This window comes from Tabrizicola thermarum (assembly GCF_003574395.1).
Taxonomy (GTDB): Bacteria; Pseudomonadota; Alphaproteobacteria; order Rhodobacterales; family Rhodobacteraceae; genus Tabrizicola; species Tabrizicola thermarum.
This window is the reverse complement of the sequence record NZ_QMJY01000071.1, coordinates 12,899-34,546: the sequence shown is the minus strand read 5'-3', so window position 1 is coordinate 34,546 and position 21,648 is coordinate 12,899. Positions and strand designations below refer to the sequence as shown.

Below are 21,648 nucleotides of genomic sequence, written 5' to 3'. Positions count from 1 at the left end.
CTGGAAAACACCAGCACAGGCCCTCGCCGAGGAACTCGAAAAAACACCAACAACCGTTGCACTTGGAACTTGAGTTAACCATCCGTAAACGCCCGCAGCCAACCCCTTGAAATCCCTCACCCCGAAAACCGCGCCGCGCGCGGCGAACTCACACGACCTCCCCCCGGTCCAGCCGCGCCAGCACCCCCTCCGCCCCCGCCAGCACCGCCTCCCTGTGGCCTGCCTCCATCCCATCCCAGACCCGGTACATCTGCCCCATCCGGCGGTTGCCCCTGAACCGCTGCCGATGCCGGTCCAGGAAGTGCCAGTAGAGCAGGTTGAACGGGCACGCCCTCTCCCCCACCTTCTCCTTCACCCGATAGGCACAGCCCCCGCAGTAGTCCGACATCCGGTCGATATAGGCCCCCGACGAAACGTAAGGCTTCGACCCCAGCACCCCCCCATCCGCGAACTGGCTCATCCCCAGGGTATTCGGAGCCTCCACCCATTCGAAGGCATCGACATAGACCGACAGATACCACCGATGCACCGCCGCCGGGTCCACCCCCGCCAGCAAGGCGAAATTCCCCGTCACCATCAGCCGCTGGATATGGTGGGCATAGCCCAGGTCCCGCGTCTGCCCGACTGCCGCCTTCATGCAGGCCATCCGCGTCTCTCCGCCCCAGTAGGCCCCCGGCAGCGCCCGGACATGCCCCAGGGCGTTCCCCTCCAGATAGGCAGGTCCCTTCAGCGCCCAGATCCCCCGCACATATTCCCGCCAGCCGATCACCTGCCGGATGAACCCCTCCGCCGCCGCGATCGGCACGCGGCCCGCCTGCCACGCCGCCTCGACGGCCCGGCACACCTCCATCGGCCCCAGAAGCCCGATGTTGAGGTAGGGCGAGATCACCGCGTGAGAGAGGAACGCCTCCCCTTCCAGCATCGCATCCTGCTCCTCGCCGAACCGGGGCAAGCGCTCCGCGACGAACTCGCGCAGCGCCGCCAAGGCCCCCGCCCGGTCCGTCGCCCAGCGGAACGGCCGCGCCTTCCCGAAATGGGAAAACCGCGCCTCCACCAGCGAAAGCACCTCCTCCACCACCGGATCCGGTGCGAAATCCCGGGGCCGGGGCCGCAAGAGGCCCGCCTTCGCCGCCTTCCGGTTCTCGTGGTCGAAATTCCACTGACCGCCCGCAGGCTGGTCCCCCTCCATCATGAGCCCGGTCTTCCGCCGCATCTCGCGGTAGAACCACTCCATCCGCAGCTGCTTGCGGCCCTCGGCCCAGGCGAAGAACTCCGCCTCGGAACAGAGGAACCGGTCATCCTCCAGCACCCGCACCGGCAGCTCCTGCAAATCCCGCAGCACCCGCCACTCCCCCGGCTTCGTCGCCAGCACTTCCGCCGCCCCGAACTCCGCCGCCCGCCGCAGAAGCTCCCCCGAAATCGACTGGCTGTTCACCGGATCATCCAGCCGCGAATAGGCAACCCGCCAGCCCTCGACCGCAAGCGCCGCCGCGAACTTCCGCATCGCCGCCAGGATCAGCACGATCTTCTGCGGATGGTGGGGCACGCTCGTCCCCTCCGCCATCACCTCCGCCATCACCACCACGTCGCGCGCCGGGTCCGCCGCCCGCAGGGCCGCCACGTCCCGCGTCAGCTGATCCCCAAGGACCAGGACCAGCCTCACCACGGCACGACCTCGCCCTTCCAGTCGTAGAACCCGCCCGATTGCTCCGGCCCCAACCCCTCCAGCACCCGCAACAGGTTGCCCGCCGCCACCTCGGGCGCCACGGCCGGATGCCCCGCCCGCAAGGCAGGGGCCAGGCCCGTTTCCACCGTGCCCGGATGCAGGGCCACCAAGACCGACTGCGGATGCGTCCGCTTCGCCTCCACCGCCGCCGTCCGCAGCAACTGGTTCAACGCCGCCTTCGCCGCCCGATAGCCATACCAGCCGCCCAGAGCATTATCCCCGATCGACCCCACCCGCGCCGACAGCACCGCCAGCCGCGCCACCCGGTCCCGGGGCATCAGCCGCAGCGCATGCTTCATCACCAGCGCAGGCCCCACCGCGTTCACCGCGAACTGCGCCGCCAGCCCCTCGGCCGTCACCGCACGCAGCGTCTTCTCCGGCCCGACCCCGCCGATGACCAGCGCCCCCGTCGCCACCACCACCAGATCGAACCCCGGCTCCAAGGCCCCCAGCGCCGCCGCAACCGATCCCTCGTCCGTCACCTCCAGCCCGTCGCCCGACCGCGACAGCCCGACAACCTCGCCCCGCGCCCGCAGCGCCACTACCAGCGCCCGGCCGATGCCGCCCGACGCCCCTATCACCAATGCCCGCATCGCACCTCCAGATCAGAGGCATAAGATAGCGCCCCGCCCGCGCGCGACCATGGCTTGCTCTTTTCGCAAATACTCCCGCCGGAGGCTCTGCCGCATCACCCCATGCAAGGCCCGACATCCTTCCGCGGATGCGCCGCCGAGCGGGGGCTCGATGCCCCCCGAGGCGGCTCCCCCGTCAGTCGGTCCTTTCAGACGACGATCTCGCGCGGGACGATGAAATCCACCGTGACGCCCGATCCGAACGTCACCTGCCCCCAGTCCGCCACATCGAAATCCGCGACCAGCGTCGCCCCCGTCGGATAGCGGGCGAACTCCGGGTTCGCGGGCGGATGCGCCACCAGACGCGCGGCGAACTCGGCGATGCCGGGGTTGTGGCCGATCATCATCACCACATCGGCCTTCGCATGGCGCAGCACCGCCATCATCACATCCGGCCCCGCGTGATAGAGCGCGGGTTTCAATTCCAGCACCGGCGCGCCCGGCAGCGCAGGCGCGATCCCGGAAAAGGTCTTGCGCGTCCGCAGCGCGTCGGAACACAGAACCTCCCCCGGCACATAGTCGCGGCTGGCCAGCCATTGCCCCAGGTCCGCCGCCGCCGCCTTGCCGCGCTCGTTCAGCGGGCGGTCATGGTCGGGGGTCAGCGGATCGTCCCACGAGGATTTCGCGTGCCGCGTCAGGATCAACCGCTTCATCTGTGGAACTGCCTCATGTGATAGGCCGACTGTTCGGGCAGTCTTGCATAGGACTGCGACACCGGGCAAGCGCGGCGCACAAGGCAGCCGCCGCCCATGCACTCCGCCCCCTCTGCCCGGTCCAGCCAGGCATGGCAGGAGGGCAGGTCATAGCCTGCCTCGGTCAGCGCCCCCGTCGGGCAGGCGCTCAGGCAGGGTGCCGTGCAGCCCTCGCAGGGCTTCTCCACCGGGGGCGGCACCTCGACCGCCTCCCGCAGCGCCAGCGCGCCGCGAAAGCTGACCATCAGCCCCTGCCCGGAATGCACCAGCAGCCTGACCGGGCTTTCCCAGACCCGCCCCGTGCGCAGCGCCCAGCGGTAGAAGGGGTGATACGGCGGCCCGCCGAAGGGAAACAGCGCCTTTGCCCCCAGATCGCAGGCGATCCGCCCGATCACCCGGCGCGACCAGCGATCCACCGGGTCCGGTCCGCCATCCCATTCCGGCTGCGCCGTCAGATGCGACCAGAACCCCGGCTCCTTCGGCCCCAGCATCAAGAGCGTCCGCGTCCCCGCCGGAAACCCCTCTTCGCCCTCGGCCACCGCGAAGCCACCCAGAACCTCCAGCCGTTCCTCGGCCAACCGCGCCTCTAGCGCCGGAAGGGCAGGCCCAGCGCCCAACCCAGCCTTGCCGGTCTCTCGTCCTGCCATTCCAGCCCCACGGTCATCGCGTCATGCCCTGCCTTCGGTTCTGGCACATAGGTGCGGAAAATCCGGTCCCAGAGCGACAGGCAGAAGCCGTAATTGCTGTCATGCTCGGCGCGGTGGACCGAATGGTGCACCCGGTGCATGTCGGGCGTCACCAGCACCTGCCGCAGCACCCGGTCCAGCCACCCCGGCATCGCGAGGTTGGAATGGTTGAACAACGCCGTCCCGCTGAGCAGGATCTCGAACACCAGCACCGCCAGCGCCGACGGCCCCAGCAGATAGACCAACCCGATCTTCAGCCCCATCGAGGCCAGGATCTCCACCGGGTGAAACCGGAATCCCGTGGTCACGTCCATGTCGCGGTCGGCATGGTGAACCCGGTGGAACCGCCAGAACAGGGGCACCTTGTGCGTCACCAGATGCTGCGCCCAGATGGCAAGGTCAAGGACAAGGACCGCCAGCACGATCTCGACCCAGGCCGGCCAGTCCAGCCGGTTGAACAGGCCCCAGCCCTGCGCCTCGGCGTCCAGCGCGGCCCCGATGGCCAGCAGCGGCAGCAGCACCGCCAGCCCGCGCAGCGCGACCGCGTTCAGCATGGTGATCGCAAGGTTCGTCGTCCAGCGCCGCCAACGGGACAGGCTTCGGACGCGGCGTGGAGCGACAGCCTCCAGCCCCGCGAACAGGGCAAGAAGCGTCAGGAACACCCCGCCACGCCAAAGAAGTTCGGTCTCCATCCCGAAGCTATAGACGCGATTCGCGGCGAATGGCAAAGAACCTGGGCCGCGCGCGCGCGTATTCATGGAACGAATACGCGGTGCGGACGCAGGGAATACGCCCAAAACCCAGCCGTCTCGGCTGGTTAACCCGGCGGACGCCTACCGCCGCACATGCGGCTTGATCCGCGGCTCCGTGCTTCGGATCTGGCTGCCCGCGCCATGGTCGGTGAACAGCTCCAGAAGGCAGGCGTTCGGCACCTTGCCGTCCAGGATCGTCACCGCCCGCGTCCCCTGCTCGATGGCCATCAGCGCGGTCTCGGTCTTGGGGATCATGCCCCCCGAGATCACCCCCTCGGCGATCATCCGGCGGATCTCGTCCGGGGTGATCTGGGTCATCACCTGCCCGTTCGCATCCTTCACCCCCGGCACATCGGTCAGAAGCAGCAGCCGGTCCGCCTTCAAGGCCCCCGCGATCGCGCCTGCCGCGGTGTCGCCGTTCACGTTGAAGGTCTCGTTGTCCTTCATCCCCGTCGCCACGGGGGCAACGACGGGAATGATGCCTGCCTTGTAAAGGTCGCGCAGCACCTGCACGTTCATCTCGACCGGGCGGCCGACATAGCCCAGTTCCGGGTCGTCCGCCTCGCAGACCATCAGGTCGTCGTCCTTGCCGGAAATGCCCACTGCGCGGCCGCCCGCATCCATGATCGCCTGCACGATCCGCTTGTTCACGAGGCCCGACAGGATCATCTCCACCACCTGAACCGTGGCCTTGTCCGTCACCCGCTTGCCACGGACGAACTCGGACTTGATCCCAAGTTTTTCAAGCATTTCGTTGATCATCGGCCCGCCGCCGTGCACCACGACGGGATGCACGCCGACCTGCTTCATCAGCACGATGTCGCGGGCGAACTCGGCCATCGCCGCATCGTCGCCCATGGCATTGCCGCCGAACTTGACGACCACCACCGCATCCTCGAACCGTTGCAGATAGGGCAGCGCCTCGGACAGCATCTTCGCGGTCGTCCTGGCATCCTCGGCGGTCAGGGTCTGCTGCTTCATCGGGACCTCCATGCTTTCGCGCCGCATAAGCCTTTTCCGCCCCCCCGCCAAGCCTTATCGGCCAAGCCTTGCCTTCCCCGCAGCCTCGCGTAGCCTGTGCGCGAAAGGAGACCCCGATGTCCGAGCATACGCCCCCCGAACAGAAGACGCTTGTCCTGACCGGCGCCAGTCGCGGGATCGGCCATGCCACCGTCAAGCGCTTTTCGGCCGAGGGTTGGCGGGTCCTCACCTGCTCGCGCCAGCCCTTCGACCCCCGTTGCCCCTGGCCGGGGGGCGAGGAGAACCATATCGAGATCGACCTGGCCGACCCGAACAAGACCATCGCGGCGATCGAGACGATCAAGGCCAAGGTCGACGGGCGAATCCATGCCCTCGTGAACAACGCCGGAATCAGCCCCAAGGGCCCCGGCGGCGCGCGGCTGAACACCATGACGACCGACCTGCGCACCTGGGGCCATGTCTTCCACGTCAACTTCTTCGCCCCCGTCATCCTGGCCCGGGGGTTGAAGGACGAATTGACCGCCGCGAAGGGCAGCATCGTCAACGTCACCTCCATCGCCGGGGTCCGCGTCCACCCCTTCGCGGGTGCCGCCTATGCCACGTCCAAGGCCGCGCTGGCCGCCCTGACGCGGGAAATGGCCCATGATTTCGGGCCCCTGGGCGTCCGCGTCAACGCCATCGCTCCAGGAGAGGTCGAGACCGCAATCCTCTCGCCCGGCACCGAGAAGATCGTGGAACAACTGCCGCTGCGCCGCCTGGGCCAGCCGAAGGAGGTGGCCGATGTGATCTGGTTCCTCTGTTCCGACCAGTCGAGCTACATCTCCGGCGCCGAGATCGAGGTAAACGGCGCCCAGCACGTCTGACCGGGCGGCTCGGCCTTTGCACGCCCCGCGCCGCTCTGGCATAAGGGCGCATCCCGGCGAGGCCCAAGATGCTTGACGATACCGACGACATCCACCCGCTGTTCCACGGCGCCCCCAAGGGGTTGGAGTTCCGCAAGCTGCGCAAACGCCTTGTGCAACAGGTGCGCGAGGCGATCGACACCTACGGCATGGCGCGGGCCGGGGAACGCTGGCTCGTCTGCCTCTCGGGCGGCAAGGACAGCTACACGCTGCTCGCCATCCTGCACGAGCTGAAATGGCGCGGCCTGCTGCCGGTGGACCTTCTGGCCTGCAACCTCGACCAGGGCCAGCCGAATTTTCCGGCGACCGTCCTGCCCGAGTTCCTCACGAAGATGGGCGTGCCGCATCGGATCGAATACCAGGACACCTATTCCGTGGTCATCGACAAGATCAAGCCGGGCGGCACGATGTGTTCGCTCTGCTCCCGCCTGAGGCGCGGAAATCTTTACCGGATCGCCCGGGAAGAAGGCTGTTCGACCGTGGTCCTCGGCCACCACCGCGACGACATCCTCGAGACCTTCTTCATGAACCTCTTCCACGGCGGCCGGCTCGCCTCGATGCCGCCGCGGCTTCTGAACGAGGACGGCGATCTTTTCGTCGCCCGCCCGCTCGCCTTTGTCTCCGAGGCCGATTGCGACCATTTCGCCCGCGCGATGGGCTATCCGATCATCCCTTGCGACCTTTGCGGCAGCCAGGAAGGCTTGCAGCGCGCGCAGGTCAAGCGGCTTCTGGACGAGTGGGAGACCCGCACCCCGGGCCGCAGGCAGATCATGTTCCGCGCGCTGATGAACGTGCGGCCCTCGCATCTGGCCGACCCGGACCTCTTCGACTTTGCCGCGCTGGCGGCCGCTGGCGCCGGACCCGCGCCGGAAGATAGCGAAAATTCTTCGCAACTTTCGGATGAGCGTTAAGGAACTGATCAGGAACATCCGCCTAGCCTGACCTCCGAAACGCGGGCAACCGGCCCGCCTCTCCGGGGGCACTTGGCATGACTTTCGCGCTGCAACGGCTGGCTCATCACACCTGGCAGATCCTGGCGCTGTTGCCGCTGATTGCCTTCGGCGCCTACCGGGTGGGGGGCGAAGCCGCGCTTGCCGTGCTGGCCGCCGCGCTGCCTCTGGCCGTGCTGGCCCTGGCTCGCAAACCGGGTGTGGTCGATCCCGGCGCCGTCAGCGATCAGGTCATCGCCCGGCTGGACGCGATTCTTGCCGAAACCCGGGCCCGGGGCGGATCGACCGGCTGCCTTGTCATCCAGTTCGACGATGCCGCCCATCTGTGCGACCGGCTGGGTCGCGCCCGGCAAAGCGAGGTGCTTGCGGCCTGCGTTGCCCGCCTGCGCGGGGCACTTCGCCCGGGCGATCTGCTTTACACACTGGAAGACGGCAGCCTTGCCGTGGTCCTGGCTGCCGCGCCCCGGCTTGACCTGGAAATCATGGTCCGCATCGCGGCGCGGCTGCAGCTTGTGGCGCAGCAGCCGGTCACGCTGGCTTCGGGGCCGGTGCAGGTGACGTGTTCCGTCGGCTTCTGCACGTCCATGCAACTGGCCCAGCCCAGTGGCCGCGCGCTCCTCGACGCCGCACAGGTCGCCGGGGATGAGGCAGCGTCCTGCCGCCCGGGCGCGATCCGTGGCTATTCTGCGGACCTGGCACAGGCCCGGGCCGACCGCGACGCCCTGCGCGCCGACTTTGCCGGTGCCGTCGACCGGGGCGAGGTGCGGGCCTGGTTCCAGCCCCAGGTGTCGACCGACAGCGGCGAGGTGACCGGGATCGAGGCTCTGGCCCGCTGGATGCATCCCGAACGCGGCTGTCTGATGCCGGGGGCCTTCCTGCCTGCCATCGAAGGCTCTGACCTGATGGAGCTTCTGGGCCAGACCATGTTGACCCAGTCGCTGGCCGTCCTGGCAGAGTTCGACCGCACGGGCCTGAGAATCCCGACAGTCGCGGTGAATTTCTCGGCCCGGGAACTGCGCGACCCCTATCTGCCGGAACGGCTGGGCTGGACGCTGGATCGTTTTGGCCTGGCCCCCTCGCGGCTGACTGTCGAAGTGCTGGAATCGGTCGTCGCCGGAGAGGGTGAAGACATCATCGCCTCGAACATCGGCCGGATTGCCGCCATGGGCTGCGGGGTGGATCTGGACGATTTCGGCACCGGACATGCCTCGATCACCACGATCCGGCGCTTTGCGCTGAACCGGCTGAAGATCGACCGCAGTTTTGTCCAGAATGTCGACCAGAACCGCGACCAGCAGAACCTGATTACCGCCATCCTGTCGCTGGCCGAACGCCTGGGGCTCGAGACCCTGGCCGAAGGGGTAGAGACCCCCGGGGAACATGCGCTCCTCGCCCAGCTTGGCTGCGGCCATGTCCAGGGCTATGTCATCGCAAAGCCGATGCCGGCCGAGGATCTTGCCACCTGGCTTGCCGCGCACCGCGAAAAGCACGCCGAGGCGCTTCGGATCGGCGTGCGGGCGCGATAGACGACGGCCCGGCAGGGGCACAGGGCAGCTCCCCCATCTGGCCAACCCGCCTGCCCGGTCTCATCGCCCTGCCCCGCCTCGCTTCGCTTTGCCTCGGCCTGATCGGGATCGGCATGATCCGGGCCGGTCAATCCAGTCGGAACAGCTTTTCCCGCGAGGTCGCACCGCGCACCAGGGTCAGTCGCGACTTGGCCACGCCCATCGCTCTGGCCAGCGCCACACGGGCCGCTTCGGTGGCGCGGCCCGCCTCGGGGGGTTCACTGACGCGGATCAGGATCTGTCCATCCCGGCGATCGATCCCCGGCTGACGGGCATTCGGCGTCACCCGCACGGCAATGGTAGCCCCCTCGCGGGCCAGATCGGAAAGGTCGGTCATCCTGCGGACATGCACCAAGGCACGTCACGGGACAAGCATCATGACGGTCCGGACGCCCTATACCCCGACCTCGATGCCCAACCCGCGCTCGCGCGCCCGCTGCACGGCGACCGCCGCCACGGCCAGGTCCTGCAACCCGACGCCGGTCCCGTCGAACAGCGTGATCTCCGTCGCCGTCTGCCGCCCCGGATGTCTGCCGATCAGAACCTCGCCCAGGGGCACGATGGCCGAAGCGTCCAGCGTTCCCGCTGCCACGGCATGTTGCGCTTCGCCGATGGTCACCGATTGTGCCACCTCGTCAGTGAAGACCGAAGCCCCCGCCACCAGCGCCGGGTCTGCCTCCTGCTTGCCCCTGGTATCGGTCCCCATGCAGGACAGATGCGTGCCCGGCGCGACATGCGCGGCCATCAGGCTGGCCACAGGCGAGGAGGTGATGGTCACGATCACCTCGGCCTCGCGCATCCGGGGCAGGTCCACGGCCTCGAACGGCAGGCCAAGGTCTGCCGCGACGGCCCCGACGTTGGGCAGCATCTCGGGGTGCAGGTTCCAGGCGATCACCCTCTCGAACCGCCGCACCCGCGCCGCCGCCCGCAGCTGGAACCCCGCCTGATGCCCGGCACCGACAATGCCCAGCACCCGCGCGTCGGGGCGCGCCAACCGGTCTATCGCGATGGCCGAGGCGGCCGCAGTGCGCAACGCGGTCAGCAGGTTGCCGCCCACCATCGCCACCGGCCGCCCTGTCTCGGGATCGAAGAGAAACACCGACGACTGGTGGTTGATCATCCCCTTCGCGGCATTGCCGGGGAAATAGCCCCCGGCCTTCACCCCCAACTGCCCTGCGGCCCGGTCCAGACCCGACTTGAAACCATACTGCCGTCCCTCGCCCAGCGCCTCGCGCACGACGGGGAAATTGCAGGCCTCCCCCCGCGCCATCGCGGCAAAACAGGCCTCGACCGCGCGGAAGGCGTCTTCGGCGGTGACCAGCGAGGCGATCAGGGTCTCGGGAACGATGAGCATGGGACGGTCCTTTGCGGCAGGCGTCGGACCGGGGGTTTCACACCCCCGGACCCCCGTGGGATATCGGGGAAGGGAAAGAGCTAGTACGCCTTGCCCCGCGCCGAGACCGGCCAGACAGTTTCGACCTTTCCTTTCCGCACCCCGACATACCAGTCGTGCACGTTGCAGGTCGGGTCGCAGTGACCGGGCACCAGCTTCAGCTTGTCGCCGACCTTGAGCACGCCCAGGGGATCGTCGATCACCCCGTGTTCGTCGCTGCACTTGACGTATTTCACGTCCTCGCGCCCGAAGATCACCGGCAACCCGCTGTCCACCGACTGCGCCTTCAGCCCCGCATCGCAGATCGCCTTGTCGGCCTTCACATGGCTCATCACGGATGTCAGGATGAACAGTGCATTCTCCCATTCGCCGCGGTCGATCCGGTTGCCGTCCTTGTCCAGGATGCGGCCATAGTCCGCGTCCATGAAAGCGTAGCTGCCGCACTGAAGTTCGTTGTAAACCCCTGAATTGCTTTCGAAATAGTAAGACCCGGTCCCCCCGCCCGACACCAGCTCCGGCTTCAGCCCCGCGGCCGTCAGCGCGTCCACGCAGCCCTTCACCTGAGCAATCGCCGCGTCCAGCTTGGCCTTCCGGTCCTCGTACTTGTCCATGTGCTGCATGGCACCCTGATAGGCCTGGATGCCGGTGAACTTCAGCCCCGGCGCCGCCGCGACGGCCTTGGCGATGGTCACCACCTCCTCGGGCGTCCGGACACCGCAGCGTCCCGCGCCGCAGTCGATCTCGACAAAGACCTCGATCTCGGTGCCATGCCGCACCGCCGCCGCCGACAGGTCCGCCACGTTCGCGACATCGTCCACGCAGACGATGGTCCGCGCCCCCAGCCTGGGCAGCCGCGCCAGACGGTCGATCTTGGCCGGATCGCGAACCTGGTTCGACACCAGCACGTCCCTGATGCCACCGCGGGCAAAGACCTCGGCCTCTGACACCTTCTGACAGCAGACGCCGACCGCGCCGCCGAGCCTCTCTTGCAGTCTGGCCACATCGACCGACTTGTGCATCTTGCCGTGCACCCGGTGCCGCATCCCGTGCGCCTTCGCATAGTTGCCCATCTTGACGATATTGCGCTCCAGCGCGTCGAGGTCGAGGATCAGGCAGGGCGTCTGGATGTCCTTCTCGTCCATCCCCGGCACCGCCGGTATGTCATAGCCGACCTCGTAGCCTTCGAATTCCGCATGCTTGTTCATGGCCTCAGCCTTTCATCCAGGGAAGTTTGTCCAGATCGACGTTGCCGCCGGTGATGATGATGCCCACCCGCTTGCCCCGGAAGGCCGCGCGGTTCTTCAGGACCACCGCCAGGGGCACCGCGCTCGAAGGCTCCATCACCACCCGCAGGTGTTTCCAGGTCAGCTTCATCGCATCGATGATCTCGGCTTCCGAGGCCGTGTAGATCTCGCTCACATGGTTCGACACGAAGTGCCAGGTCAGGTCCTTCAGCGGCACCAGCAACCCGTCGGCGATGGTTTTCGGCGCGTCGTCGGCGATGATATGCCCGGCCTTGAAGCTGCGATAGGCGTCATCGGCCTGCTCCGGTTCCGCCGCGATCACTCTGGTCTCGGGCGCCAGCGTCGCCAGCGTGAGACAGGTGCCCGAGATCATGCCGCCCCCGCCAATGGGGGCCACCACAATGTCAAGACCCCCGGTCTGTTCCATGAACTCGCGCGAACAGGTGCCTTGTCCGGCGATCACGCGGGGGTCGTTGTAGGGATGCACGAAATCGCCGCCCGTGCGCGCCTGCACCTCGGCAAAGGTCGCCTCGCGGCTGGTGGTCGAGGGGTCGCATTCGGTGATGACTCCGCCATAGCGCCGCACCGTGTCCTTCTTCGCCTGCGGCGCGGTGCGCGGCATCACCACGTTGCAGGGAATGCCGCGCAACATGGCCGCATAGGACAGGCAAGAGGCGTGGTTGCCCGAGGAATGGGTGGCGACGCCCCGTTTCGCCTGCTCGTCGCTGAGGCCGAAGACGGCATTCGTCGCCCCCCGCACCTTGAAGGCGCCCGGCTCCTGAAAGTTCTCGCATTTGAAGAACAGCTCGCAGCCGGCAAGCTCGTTCAGATAGTCCGAGGTCCGCACCGGGGTCAGCCGGACATGCGGGCGGATGCGCTCATGCGCGGCCAGCATGTCGTCGTAGGTGGGGATCACAAGTCCGTTCATGTCCTTCATTTTCCTGACCTTTCCGTTTGGCACCAAAATCCTTCGAAGGATTTTGCAAGACTTTTCGAAAAGTCTTGGCCTCTTATTCCGCCGCCAGCGCCAGGGCCGGAACCGTGCCGCGATAATACTCCTGCGCCGCCGCCACGCCGGACCCCAGCGTCACCGGCCAGCCCAGATCGGCCATGCACATCTCGGCCACGGCCAGCCCGGACAGCACCATCGCCTCGGTCAGCATCCCCAGATGCCCGATGCGGAACACCTTGCCTGCAACCTCGCCAAGACCCACGCCGAAGGCCATGCCGTATTTCGACGCGGCCAATTGGACCAAGGCCGTCCCGTCGCAGCCCTGCGGCACTCTCACCGCTGTCACCGTATCGGAATAAAGGTCGGGAGAGGCCGCAAAGGGCGTCATCCCCCAGGCAAAGACCGCCCGGCGCACTCCTTCGGCCAGCCGATGGTGTCGGGCATGGACATTGTCCAGCCCCTCGCTCTCCAGCAAATCGATGGAATGCGCCAGACCCGCGATCAGACCGACCGCCGGCGTGTAGGGATAGCCGCCCCGCGCGTATGAGGTCAGCATGTCCTTGAAATCGAAGAAGGTTCGCGGCAACCGCGCTGTTTCCATCGCTGCAATCGCTTTCGGTGACACCCCCAGGATCGCCAGCCCCGCCGGCAGCATGAAGCCCTTCTGGCTCCCGGCGACCGCGATATCCACGCCCCAGCCCGCGAAATCGAAGGGCATCGAGGCAATCGACGACACGCCATCGACGAACAGCATCGCCGGATGCCCCGCCGCATCCATCGCGGCCCGGATGCCCGCGATGTTCGACTTCACGCCCGTCGCCGTCTCGTTGTGGGTGGCCAGCACCGCCTTGATGCGATGCCCCGTGTCGGCCCGCAGCGCCTTTTCGATCGCCGCCAGCGGCGCGCCCTCGCCCCAGGGGGCCTCGACGATCTCGACATCCAGCTTGTGCCGCTGACACAGGTCGATCCAGCGGTGGCTGAACATGCCGAACCGGGCCGCCAGCACCGTATCCCCCGGCGAGAGGGTGTTCGTCACCGCTGCCTCCCAGCCCCCGGTCCCGGTCGAGGGGATCAGGATGACCTCGCCCCGATCCATCCGCAGAACCCGCCGCACCCCCTCCACCGCAGGCTTGAACAGCCTCGCAAAGGCGGGCGAGCGGTGGTCCAGAGTGGCCATGTCGCAGGCCTTCCGCACCGAATCGGGGATGTTCGTCGGGCCGGGAATGAAAACCGGGTTCTGCATCGACATCGGGCAACTCCCTGAAAGATCGCCCACAAAGGCTACGCCCTGCGACCAATCCGCACAATTTTTTCGAAAAGATTTTTCATTGTCACAGTTCCATGCTATTCCTCAATCCGGTCAATGCCTTGCGATTTTTCACGAACAGGAGGCCCCTGATGGCCCAGAAACCCCGCGGCCGGCCGAAGGCGTTCAACGACAAGACCGACCAGAACACGGTGCAGGCCCTCGACCGGGGGCTCGACATCCTGACTCATGTCGCGCAGAACCCCGGCCGCACACTCTCGGAAATCGCCGAGGAGACGGGCGAAGCCATCGCCACCGTCTTCCGCGCCCTTGTCACCCTGCAAGGCCACGGCATGGTCGAGGTCGACGAGCCCGGCCAGTTCTGGCACATCGGCCCCGGCGCCTTCCGCGTCGGCTCCGCCTTCCTGCGCCGCACCAAGGTCGTGGAACGCGCGCGCCAGCCGATGGACCAGCTCATGCGCGAAACCGGCGAAACTGCGAACCTCGGGATCGAGGTCAAGGACGAGGTCTTCTTCGTCGCCCAGGTCGAAACCTACGAGGCGATCCGCGCCTTCTTCCCCCCCGGCACCCGCGCGCCCATGCACTCCAGCGGCATCGGCAAGGCGCTTCTGGCCTGGTATCCCGAGGAAAAGACACGCGGAATCCTCGCCCGCAAGGGGCTGGAGAAGTTCACCTCCCTGACGCTCACCAGCGAAAGCGCCCTTCTGCGCGACCTCAGCCGCACCCGCGACCGGGGCTTTGCCATCGACGATCAGGAACGCGCCGAGGGGATGCGCTGCGTCGCCGCGCCCATCTTCAACGCGCATGGCGAGCCGGTGGCAGGCCTCTCCGTCTCCGGCCCCGCCTTCCGCATGGGGCTGTCGGACGCAACCCGGATCGGCGCTCTGGTCCGGGCGGCGGCGGATCAGGTGACGGAAGCCACCGGAGGCACCCAACCCGCGTGACGCTTTCGACAGGGGCCTGTCGGTCGGGGGCCAGACCCGGCCCTCCGTCCGGCTAGACAGGCAGGAAAACGCAGGGAAGGAGAGCCCCGATGACCAAGCCCAACCTCCTGATCTTCATGGTCGATCAGCTGAACGGCACGCTCTTCCCCGACGGACCCGCCGACTTCCTGCATACCCCGAACCTGAAACGCCTCGCCGCGCGCTCCACCCGGTTCGCGAACTGCTACACCGCCTCTCCCCTCTGCGCCCCGGCGCGGGCCAGCTTCATGTCGGGCCAGCTGCCCAGCCGCACCCGCGTCTACGACAACGCCGCCGAGTTTGCGTCCGACATCCCCACCTACGCCCACCACCTGCGCCGCGCGGGCTATCAGACCACGCTCAGCGGCAAGATGCACTTCGTCGGCCCCGACCAGCTGCACGGCTTTGAACAACGCCTGACAACCGACATCTACCCCGCCGATTTCGGCTGGACGCCCGACTACCGCAAGCCGGGCGAGAGGATCGACTGGTGGTATCACAACCTCGGCTCGGTGACAGGCGCCGGGGTGGCCGAGATCACCAACCAGTACGAATACGACGACGACGTGGCCTTCCAGGCGGTGCAGAAACTCTACGACCTCTCGCGCGGGGCCGACCCCCGCCCCTGGGCGCTGACCGTCAGCTTCACCCATCCGCACGACCCCTTCGTCGCCCGCCGCAAGTACTGGGACCTCTACGAACGCGCCCCCGAATGCGAACCGCCAAAGCCCGTCGCCTACGACGACATGGACCCCCATTCCCGACGCCTGATGGACGCCTGCGACTGGCGCAACTTCACCATCACGCCCGACCACATCCGCCGCGCCCGCCGCGCCTATTTCGCCAACATTTCCTACATCGACGAAAAGATCGGCGAGATTCTCGCAGTCCTCGAGGCCACCCGCCAGAAGGCGCACATCGTCTTCCTGTCGGACCACGGCGAGATGCTGGGCGACAAGGGCCTGTGGTTCAAGATGACCTTCTTCGAAGGCTCGGCGCGGGTGCCCTTGATGATCGCCGCGCCGGAAATGCCCGCGGGACGGATCGATACACCGGTCAGCTCCATCGACCTCGCCCCCACGCTTGCGGCGCTGGCGGGCATCTCGATGGACGAGGTCATGCCCTGGACCGAGGGCGTGAACCTGATCCCCGTCGCAAACGGCGCCCCGCGCGGCCCCGTGGCGATGGAATACGCCGCCGAGGGCAGCATCACGCCCATGGTCGCCCTGCGGGAAGGCGCCTGGAAATACATCCGCTGTCCGGCGGACCCGGAACTCCTGTTCGACGTGGCCAACGACCCGGGCGAGACGGTGAACCTCGCGCAGGACCGCCGTGCCGCCGAAATCCTCGCCCATTTCCGCAGGCTTGCCGACGACCGCTGGGACCTCGCCGCCTATGACGCCCAGGTCCGCGAAAGCCAGGCCCGGCGCCGGGTGGTCTATCAGGCGCTGCGCCAGGGCGGCTATTACCCCTGGGACTACCAGCCGCTTCGCGCGGCCAGCGAACGCTACATGCGCAACCACATGGACCTGAACGTGCTGGAAGACCAGAAGCGCTTCCCACGCGGGGAATGACCTTCTCTCCCGGGGTCGCAAGATGAGTATTTGTGAAAAGAGCAAGCCGGCATGATTTGCTCTTTTCCTGAAATACTCCCGCCGGAGGCTCCACCGCCGCCTCAGGGACGACCGGCCGGCATTCCCTCCGCGGCAGCGCCGTCCGCGGGGCTCGATGCCCCAAGGACGGCTCTCCCGTCGCAGATCACCGCGCGTCGGCCAGGACCCGCTCGGCGCCCTTCCAGCCCATCAGGATCGCAGGCGCATTGGTGTTTCCCGCGATGATGTTGGGAAAAGCGCTCGCGTCGATCACCCGCAGCGCCCCCACCCCATGCACCCGCAGCCCCGCGTCCACCACCGAGGAGGCGGGATCGGGGCCCATCCGGCAGGTGCAGCTCGGGTGGTACACCGTCCCCGACCGCGCGCGGAAATCGGCGACAAGCTGATCGTCCGTCACCACCTGCGGCCCCGGACGCAGCTCTTCCTTGATCAGCCGGGCCAGCGCCGGTTGCGCGGCGATGTGGCGCAGGAACTTCACCGCCGCCAGCATCTCTTCGACGTCGTTGTCGGTCGAAAACGCATTCGCGGTGATGACCGGATGATCCTCGGGCCGCGCCGTGCGCAGCCGGATGTGCCCCCGGCTGGTCGGTCGGCAGTTCGACAGCCCGATCGACATCCCCGACCAGGGATCCGGCGTCAACAGCGGCCGCTCGCCCTCACGCGGGATAAGGGTCGAGAACGCCTGGAAATACAGCTGCATGTTCGGCCGGTCGAGGTCCGGTCGCGTCCGGAAGAACCCGCCCCCGTGGTTGATCGACTTGGCCAGCGGCCCGCCCCCGCCGATGAAATACTGCAAGCCCGCGCGCAGCTTGCCCCACCAGGGGCGCAGCTCGTCATTGTAGGTCGGCACCTTCATCGACCAGGTGTAGTTGAGCCCCTGATGATCGCTGAGGTGATCGCCCACGTTCGGGTTGTCCCGCACAACGGGAATCCCCAGGCCCTGCAACAGCCCGCCCGGCCCGATCCCCGACAGCTGCAACAGCTGCGGCGAGTTGATCGCGCCCCCCGCGAGGATCACCTCGGCCCGCGCGCGCAGAATCCGTGTCTCGCCGCCCCGGCGATACTCCACCCCAACGGCCCGCCCGCCCTCGATCAGCACTCGCGTGACCAGCGCCCGCGTCACCACGCGCAGGTTCGCCCGCTTCATCGCCGGCCGCAGGAAGGCCCGCGCGGCCGAGTTCCGCCGCGCGCCCTTGATCGTCATCTGGTAGACCCCGGCGCCTTCCTGCTCTGCGCCGTTGAAATCCGCCGTCTCTGCCAGCCCCGCCTGCCTGCAGGCCGCGATATAGGACGGCACCAGGGGATGCAGCCCCGAGCGGTTGGCGGAAATGAACAGGGGCCCGCCCTTGCCGCGCCAGGCATCGGCTCCTGCCTCGGTATCCTCCAGCGCCCGGTAGGCCGCCAGGCAGTCGTCCCAGCCCCAGCCGGGGTTTTCTCGCCCCCAGTCCTCGTAATCCGCGCGATGCCCCCGGATCCAGACCATCGCGTTGATGCTGGAGGACCCGCCCAGAATCTTGCCGCGCGGCCAGTGGTCCCGCGCGCCTGCCAGACCGGGGTCGGGCTCGGTCCGGTAAAGCCAGTTCACCGCCGGATCGTAGAACAACTTGCCATAACCCAGGGGCAGCTGGACATAGAACCGCCGGTCCGATCCGCCCGCCTCCAGCACCGTGACCCGGTGCCTGCCCGAAGCCGTCAGCCGGTCGGCCAGCACGCAACCCGCCGAACCCGCGCCCACGATGATGTAATCGGTCTCGTCCATGCCACCCCCCGGGGAACCGTCGCGACCCTAGCGGCGGCGACGCCCCGGAACCGTCCGGTTTGCGACACCGGATGTCGCGGCCGGCTGCACGTCGTTCGACTTCGCCTCCGCCTCGCGGGGCGCCCGGCGCGGAGTGACGCAGTCATCGACGCGCGGTCAGTCAATGACCTCGAAGGTCGGCGCATGGTCCACCGGAAAGTTCACCGACCGGGCGATGAAACAGACCTCGTGGATGCGGTGGTGGATCGCCTCGGCCCTTGCAAGATCGGTCCCCGCCGCCACCACGACATGCGGCCGCAAGGTCACCTTGACGAACCGCCCCGCCCCGCCGCGCCCGACCTCGCCCACGCCGACCGGGATATCGGAATAGCCCATGACCACGATCCCGGCGTCCGAGGCATAGTGCAGATACCACAGCATGTGGCAGGCCGAGAGCGCCGACAGCAAAAGGTCCTCGGGGTTCATCTTCGCGGGGTCCCCGCCCAGAAGCGGATCGTTCGAACAGTGCACCACGGCCTTTCCCGGCACGGCGATATCCCAGGTCCGGTCATAGGCCTTGTAATGCGCCGTCCCCTCGCCCCGGTTGCCGGTCCAGAGAATGCGGGTGGTGTAGTCGTGGGTGGGCATGAGAACCTCGCTGACAGCTTTCGCAGGACGCGCGACAGCGCACCATCCGCCGGTGCGCCGGGGCGGAGCTACCGCCCCTTCCAGACCGGATCGCGCTTTTCGGCAAAGGCCCGCGCGCCTTCCAGCTGGTCCTCGCTGGAATACAGCCGGTCCACCGTCGGCAACTGCCGCTTGGTGATCCGGTTCAGCGCGTCCTGAAAGCGCATGTTCTCCGCCTCGCGCACGATCTCCTTGATCGCGGCATAGACCAGCGGCGGGCCGCTTTCCAGCAGACGCGCCAGATCCCAGGCCTTCCCCAGCAACTCCTCCGGCGCGCAGATTTCCTTGATGAGGCCCCAGCGGAACGCCTCTTCGGCATCGAACCAGCGCCCGGTCAGCAAGAGGTCCATCGCCACATGCCAGGGAATGCGCTTCGGCAGCTTGATGCTGGCGGCATCGGCTACCGTGCCCGACCGGATTTCCGGCAGGGCGAAGGTCGCATTGCTGGAACACAGGATCAGGTCGGCACTCAAGGCCAGTTCCAGCCCTCCGCCGCAGCAGATGCCCTGCACCGCCGCGATGACCGGCTTGTTGAGGTTCGGCAGTTCCTGCAATCCCCCGAAGCCGCCCACCCCGTAATCCCCGTCCACCGCATCGCCCTCGGCCGCCGCCTTCAGGTCCCAGCCGGGGCAGAAGAACTTCTCCCCCGCCGCCCGCAGGATGCAGACGCGAAGCGAGTCGTCGTCGCGGAAGTCGCGGAACACCAGCCCCATGATCCGGCTGGTCTTAAGGTCGATCGCATTGGCCTTGGGCCGGTCGAGCGTGACCTCCAGGATCGCCCCCTCGCGCCGGGTCAGGATCGGACCCTCGGTTCGCATCTGCATCTCTGGCATCATACCCTCCTGACCAGTGCATCCACCGCCACGGCGCCCGTCTCGCGCACCATGACCGGATTGATCTCGATTTCCTCAAGGCTGTCGTCGGCCAGCATCAGCGCCCCCAGCCGCACCGCCATCGCCGCCACGGCGCCCATGTCCGCCTTCGGCCGCCCGCGATAGCCGTCCAGCAGGGGCCAGAGCCGCAGGCCCCGCGCCGCCGCCAGCACCTGCGCTTCCGTCACCGGCAGCACCAGCGTCACCGTATCGGCCAGCACCTCCGCCGTCACCCCGCCCATGCCCAGTGTCAGCGTCACCCCATAGACCGGATCGCGGCGCAGACCCAGGAGCACCTCGGCCACCGCGCCCGTCACCATCTCCTCGACCAGATAGCCGGTCGCCCCCGGCATCTCGGCCTGATCCTCCAGCGAGGTCAGCCCCAGCCGCACCGCCCCCGCCTCGGTCTTGTGGGCAAAGCCCAGACCCTTCAGGACGTAAGGCCCGCCAAAGCGCACCTTCCCCGCCACCTCGGCAATCGTCGCCCCTGTCACCGCCCCCGGCACCGGCACCCCGGCCCCGGCCAGCAGCGCCTTCCCCTCGGCCTCGCTCAGCATCACCGTCTCGCGCGCGGGCAGCGCCACGACGGGCCGCCAGCCCGGCACTCCGGCGGGGGTCTGAGCCGCCCGGATCGCCGCCAGTGCGGTTTCCAGCCCAAGCAGAGCACACACACCCTGTTCCATCATGTCCCGCACCCGGCCCTCGCCGAAGTTCTCGGCCATCGAGGCGACGGGAAAGGCGGGCTTGCCCGTCGCCCTTTGCGCCTCCACGATCGCCTCCAGCGCGGGCTGATAGCTGGACGGATCGCAGCGGTCGGCCCGGGGCGTGTCGATGATGTAGAGCCCCGCGTCATAGGCCTCCAGCATCGCGCTGAACACCTCGGTCGTCTTCGGCCCGTCGCCCCAGATGAAGGTGTGGTAATCCAAGGGGTTGGAGATCGTGGGGATCTCGCCCAGCACCGCGAACAGCCGGTCGTGCGTGGCGGCAGGCACCGGAGGGAACTCCAGCCCATGGGGCGCCGCCAGATCCGCCACCAGCCCCGCCTCGCCCCCCGAACAGGACAGGCTGCACAGCCGCGTCCCGATCTGCGGCCCGTGGACGTGGAAGATCTTCAGCGTCTCGATCAGCTCGCTGGGCGTGTTGACCTCCGCCACCCCGATCTGGCGCAGGAAGGCCGAAGACGCCGCCCCCCCACCCGCCAGCGAGGCAGTATGCGAGGCCGCCGCCGTGCGCGAGGCTTCGGTCTTGCCCGACTTGATCGCCACCACCCCCTTGCCCATCGCCCGCGCCTTCTCCGCCAGCGCAGCAAAGGCCGGGGCATCGTCGATCCCCTCGATGTACAGGCCCACCGCCGTCACGCGAGGGTCATCCAGCAGCGCCCCGGTCAGTTCGGCCAGCCCGACGACGGCGGCATTGCCCAGACAGGCGACATAGGCCACCGGCAGCCCCCGCTGCTGCATCCCCAGATTGATGACGATGTTCGACGACTGGCTGACCAGCGCCACGCCGGTCTGCACCGGAACCCCACCGTGCTGGTCCGGCCACAGAAGAGCGCCGTCCAGGTAGTTGATGATGCCATAGCAGTTCGGCCCCAGAATCGGCATCTCCCCCGCCGCCGCGACCAGCCTGTCCTGCAACCCCGGCTCGCCCGCCTCGGTCCAGCCGGAGGCAAAGCAGATCGCCCCGCCCGCGCCCATCGCCGCAAGCTCGGCCACGACCTCGACGGTGGCAAAGCGGTTCACGCCGATGAAGGTCGCATCCGGCGCCACGGGCAGATCGGCGAGGCTTGGATAAGCCTTCAGCCCCCCGATCTCGGCCTTGGTCGGATGCACCGGCCAGACCGGGCCCTTGAAGCCCATCTTGCGGCACTGCTCGATCACGTTCAGCGCCCAGCCGGCCCCCAGGACGGCAATGTGGCGCGGGCGGAGAAGGCGGTCGAGACGGCTCATGCGCGGCCCCGCTCTGCGGCACAAGCCCCGGGGGCGCTGCCCCCGGACCCCCGGGATATTTGCAGACAGATGAAATTGGAAGAAA

Annotated in this window: 20 protein-coding genes; 5 read left to right on the top strand and 15 right to left on the bottom strand. The window is 67.8% G+C overall.

Annotated elements, in window-relative coordinates:
* Positions 1-148: 148 nt before the first annotated feature.
* The 6 genes from D5084_RS10180 to argB all read right to left on the bottom strand — a co-directional run bounded on the left by D5084_RS10180 (position 149) and on the right by argB (position 5,469).
* Positions 149-1,666, bottom strand: coding sequence for a cryptochrome/photolyase family protein (locus D5084_RS10180; RefSeq protein WP_128515380.1), 1,518 nt, complete (start codon positions 1,664-1,666; stop codon positions 149-151).
* The gene (locus tag D5084_RS10175; protein WP_128515379.1) at positions 1,660-2,319 is read right to left on the bottom strand and encodes an SDR family NAD(P)-dependent oxidoreductase; all 660 of its coding nucleotides are present in this window, start codon (positions 2,317-2,319) and stop codon (positions 1,660-1,662) included. Before D5084_RS10175 ends, D5084_RS10180 begins: the two co-directional genes overlap by 7 nt.
* A 188-nt stretch (positions 2,320-2,507) precedes the next feature.
* Positions 2,508-3,011, bottom strand: coding sequence for a SixA phosphatase family protein (locus D5084_RS10170; protein WP_128515378.1), 504 nt, complete (start codon positions 3,009-3,011; stop codon positions 2,508-2,510).
* Entirely contained in the window at positions 3,008-3,697 is a 690-nt protein-coding gene (locus tag D5084_RS10165) for a ferredoxin (RefSeq protein WP_128515377.1), read from the bottom strand. Before D5084_RS10165 ends, D5084_RS10170 begins: the two co-directional genes overlap by 4 nt.
* Positions 3,637-4,428 (bottom strand): sterol desaturase family protein, encoded by a 792-nt coding sequence (locus D5084_RS10160; RefSeq protein WP_128515376.1) that lies wholly within the window; start codon positions 4,426-4,428, stop codon positions 3,637-3,639. Before D5084_RS10160 ends, D5084_RS10165 begins: the two co-directional genes overlap by 61 nt.
* A 141-nt stretch (positions 4,429-4,569) precedes the next feature.
* Positions 4,570-5,469, bottom strand: a complete 900-nt coding sequence (gene argB, locus D5084_RS10155) for an acetylglutamate kinase (RefSeq protein WP_128515375.1) — start codon at positions 5,467-5,469, stop codon at positions 4,570-4,572.
* A gap of 116 nt (positions 5,470-5,585) precedes the next feature.
* On the opposite strand from argB, the gene D5084_RS10150 reads away from it, so the two are divergent.
* From D5084_RS10150 to D5084_RS10140, 3 genes are all read left to right on the top strand, one after another.
* The gene (locus D5084_RS10150) at positions 5,586-6,332 is read left to right on the top strand and encodes an SDR family NAD(P)-dependent oxidoreductase (protein ID WP_128515374.1); all 747 of its coding nucleotides are present in this window, start codon (positions 5,586-5,588) and stop codon (positions 6,330-6,332) included.
* Positions 6,333-6,400: 68 nt separating this feature from the next.
* Positions 6,401-7,282: a tRNA 2-thiocytidine(32) synthetase TtcA gene (ttcA, locus tag D5084_RS10145; RefSeq protein ID WP_128515373.1), complete on the top strand. Its 882-nt coding sequence runs from the start codon at positions 6,401-6,403 to the stop codon at positions 7,280-7,282.
* A gap of 77 nt (positions 7,283-7,359) precedes the next feature.
* On the top strand, positions 7,360-8,847 hold the full coding sequence (locus tag D5084_RS10140; RefSeq protein ID WP_128515372.1) for a putative bifunctional diguanylate cyclase/phosphodiesterase: 1,488 nt from the start codon (positions 7,360-7,362) through the stop codon (positions 8,845-8,847).
* A gap of 127 nt (positions 8,848-8,974) precedes the next feature.
* Here the strand turns inward: D5084_RS10140 and D5084_RS10135 are convergent, their stop codons facing one another.
* The 5 genes from D5084_RS10135 to bhcA form a co-directional block, all read right to left on the bottom strand.
* Complete coding sequence (locus tag D5084_RS10135; RefSeq protein ID WP_128515371.1) at positions 8,975-9,223, bottom strand: DUF167 domain-containing protein; 249 nt, start codon at positions 9,221-9,223, stop codon at positions 8,975-8,977.
* 57 nt (positions 9,224-9,280) lie between these two features.
* Complete coding sequence (gene bhcD / locus D5084_RS10130; RefSeq protein ID WP_128515370.1) at positions 9,281-10,240, bottom strand: iminosuccinate reductase BhcD; 960 nt, start codon at positions 10,238-10,240, stop codon at positions 9,281-9,283.
* Between the two features lie 80 nt (positions 10,241-10,320).
* Positions 10,321-11,484 carry a 3-hydroxy-D-aspartate aldolase BhcC gene (gene bhcC, locus D5084_RS10125; protein ID WP_128515369.1) on the bottom strand — a complete coding sequence of 388 codons (1,164 nt, stop codon included), beginning with the start codon at positions 11,482-11,484 and terminating at the stop codon, positions 10,321-10,323.
* 4 nt (positions 11,485-11,488) lie between these two features.
* Positions 11,489-12,451: a beta-hydroxyaspartate dehydratase BhcB gene (gene bhcB, locus D5084_RS10120; protein WP_435532673.1), complete on the bottom strand. Its 963-nt coding sequence runs from the start codon at positions 12,449-12,451 to the stop codon at positions 11,489-11,491.
* A gap of 82 nt (positions 12,452-12,533) precedes the next feature.
* Positions 12,534-13,724 carry an L-aspartate--glyoxylate aminotransferase BhcA gene (gene bhcA / locus D5084_RS10115; RefSeq protein ID WP_128515367.1) on the bottom strand — a complete coding sequence of 397 codons (1,191 nt, stop codon included), beginning with the start codon at positions 13,722-13,724 and terminating at the stop codon, positions 12,534-12,536.
* Positions 13,725-13,873: 149 nt separating this feature from the next.
* Here bhcA and bhcR point away from each other — a divergent pair, with 149 nt between their 5' ends.
* Together bhcR and betC are read left to right on the top strand one after the other, a co-directional pair.
* Positions 13,874-14,686, top strand: a complete 813-nt coding sequence (gene bhcR, locus D5084_RS10110; RefSeq protein WP_128515366.1) for an HTH-type transcriptional regulator BhcR — start codon at positions 13,874-13,876, stop codon at positions 14,684-14,686.
* 89 nt (positions 14,687-14,775) lie between these two features.
* On the top strand, positions 14,776-16,278 hold the full coding sequence (gene betC, locus D5084_RS10105; RefSeq protein ID WP_128515365.1) for a choline-sulfatase: 1,503 nt from the start codon (positions 14,776-14,778) through the stop codon (positions 16,276-16,278).
* Positions 16,279-16,462: 184 nt separating this feature from the next.
* Here the strand turns inward: betC and D5084_RS10100 are convergent, their stop codons facing one another.
* The 4 genes from D5084_RS10100 to D5084_RS10085 form a co-directional block, all read right to left on the bottom strand.
* The gene (locus D5084_RS10100) at positions 16,463-18,076 is read right to left on the bottom strand and encodes a GMC family oxidoreductase (RefSeq protein WP_128515364.1); all 1,614 of its coding nucleotides are present in this window, start codon (positions 18,074-18,076) and stop codon (positions 16,463-16,465) included.
* A 156-nt stretch (positions 18,077-18,232) separates the two neighbouring features.
* On the bottom strand, positions 18,233-18,703 hold the full coding sequence (locus tag D5084_RS10095) for an OsmC family protein (RefSeq protein ID WP_128515363.1): 471 nt from the start codon (positions 18,701-18,703) through the stop codon (positions 18,233-18,235).
* A gap of 68 nt (positions 18,704-18,771) precedes the next feature.
* Positions 18,772-19,575 (bottom strand): carnitinyl-CoA dehydratase, encoded by an 804-nt coding sequence (locus D5084_RS10090; protein ID WP_238382601.1) that lies wholly within the window; start codon positions 19,573-19,575, stop codon positions 18,772-18,774.
* Positions 19,575-21,563 carry an acetate--CoA ligase family protein gene (locus D5084_RS10085; RefSeq protein ID WP_128515362.1) on the bottom strand — a complete coding sequence of 663 codons (1,989 nt, stop codon included), beginning with the start codon at positions 21,561-21,563 and terminating at the stop codon, positions 19,575-19,577. The genes D5084_RS10090 and D5084_RS10085 overlap by 1 nt, the downstream gene beginning before the upstream one ends.
* Positions 21,564-21,648: the final 85 nt, after the last annotated feature.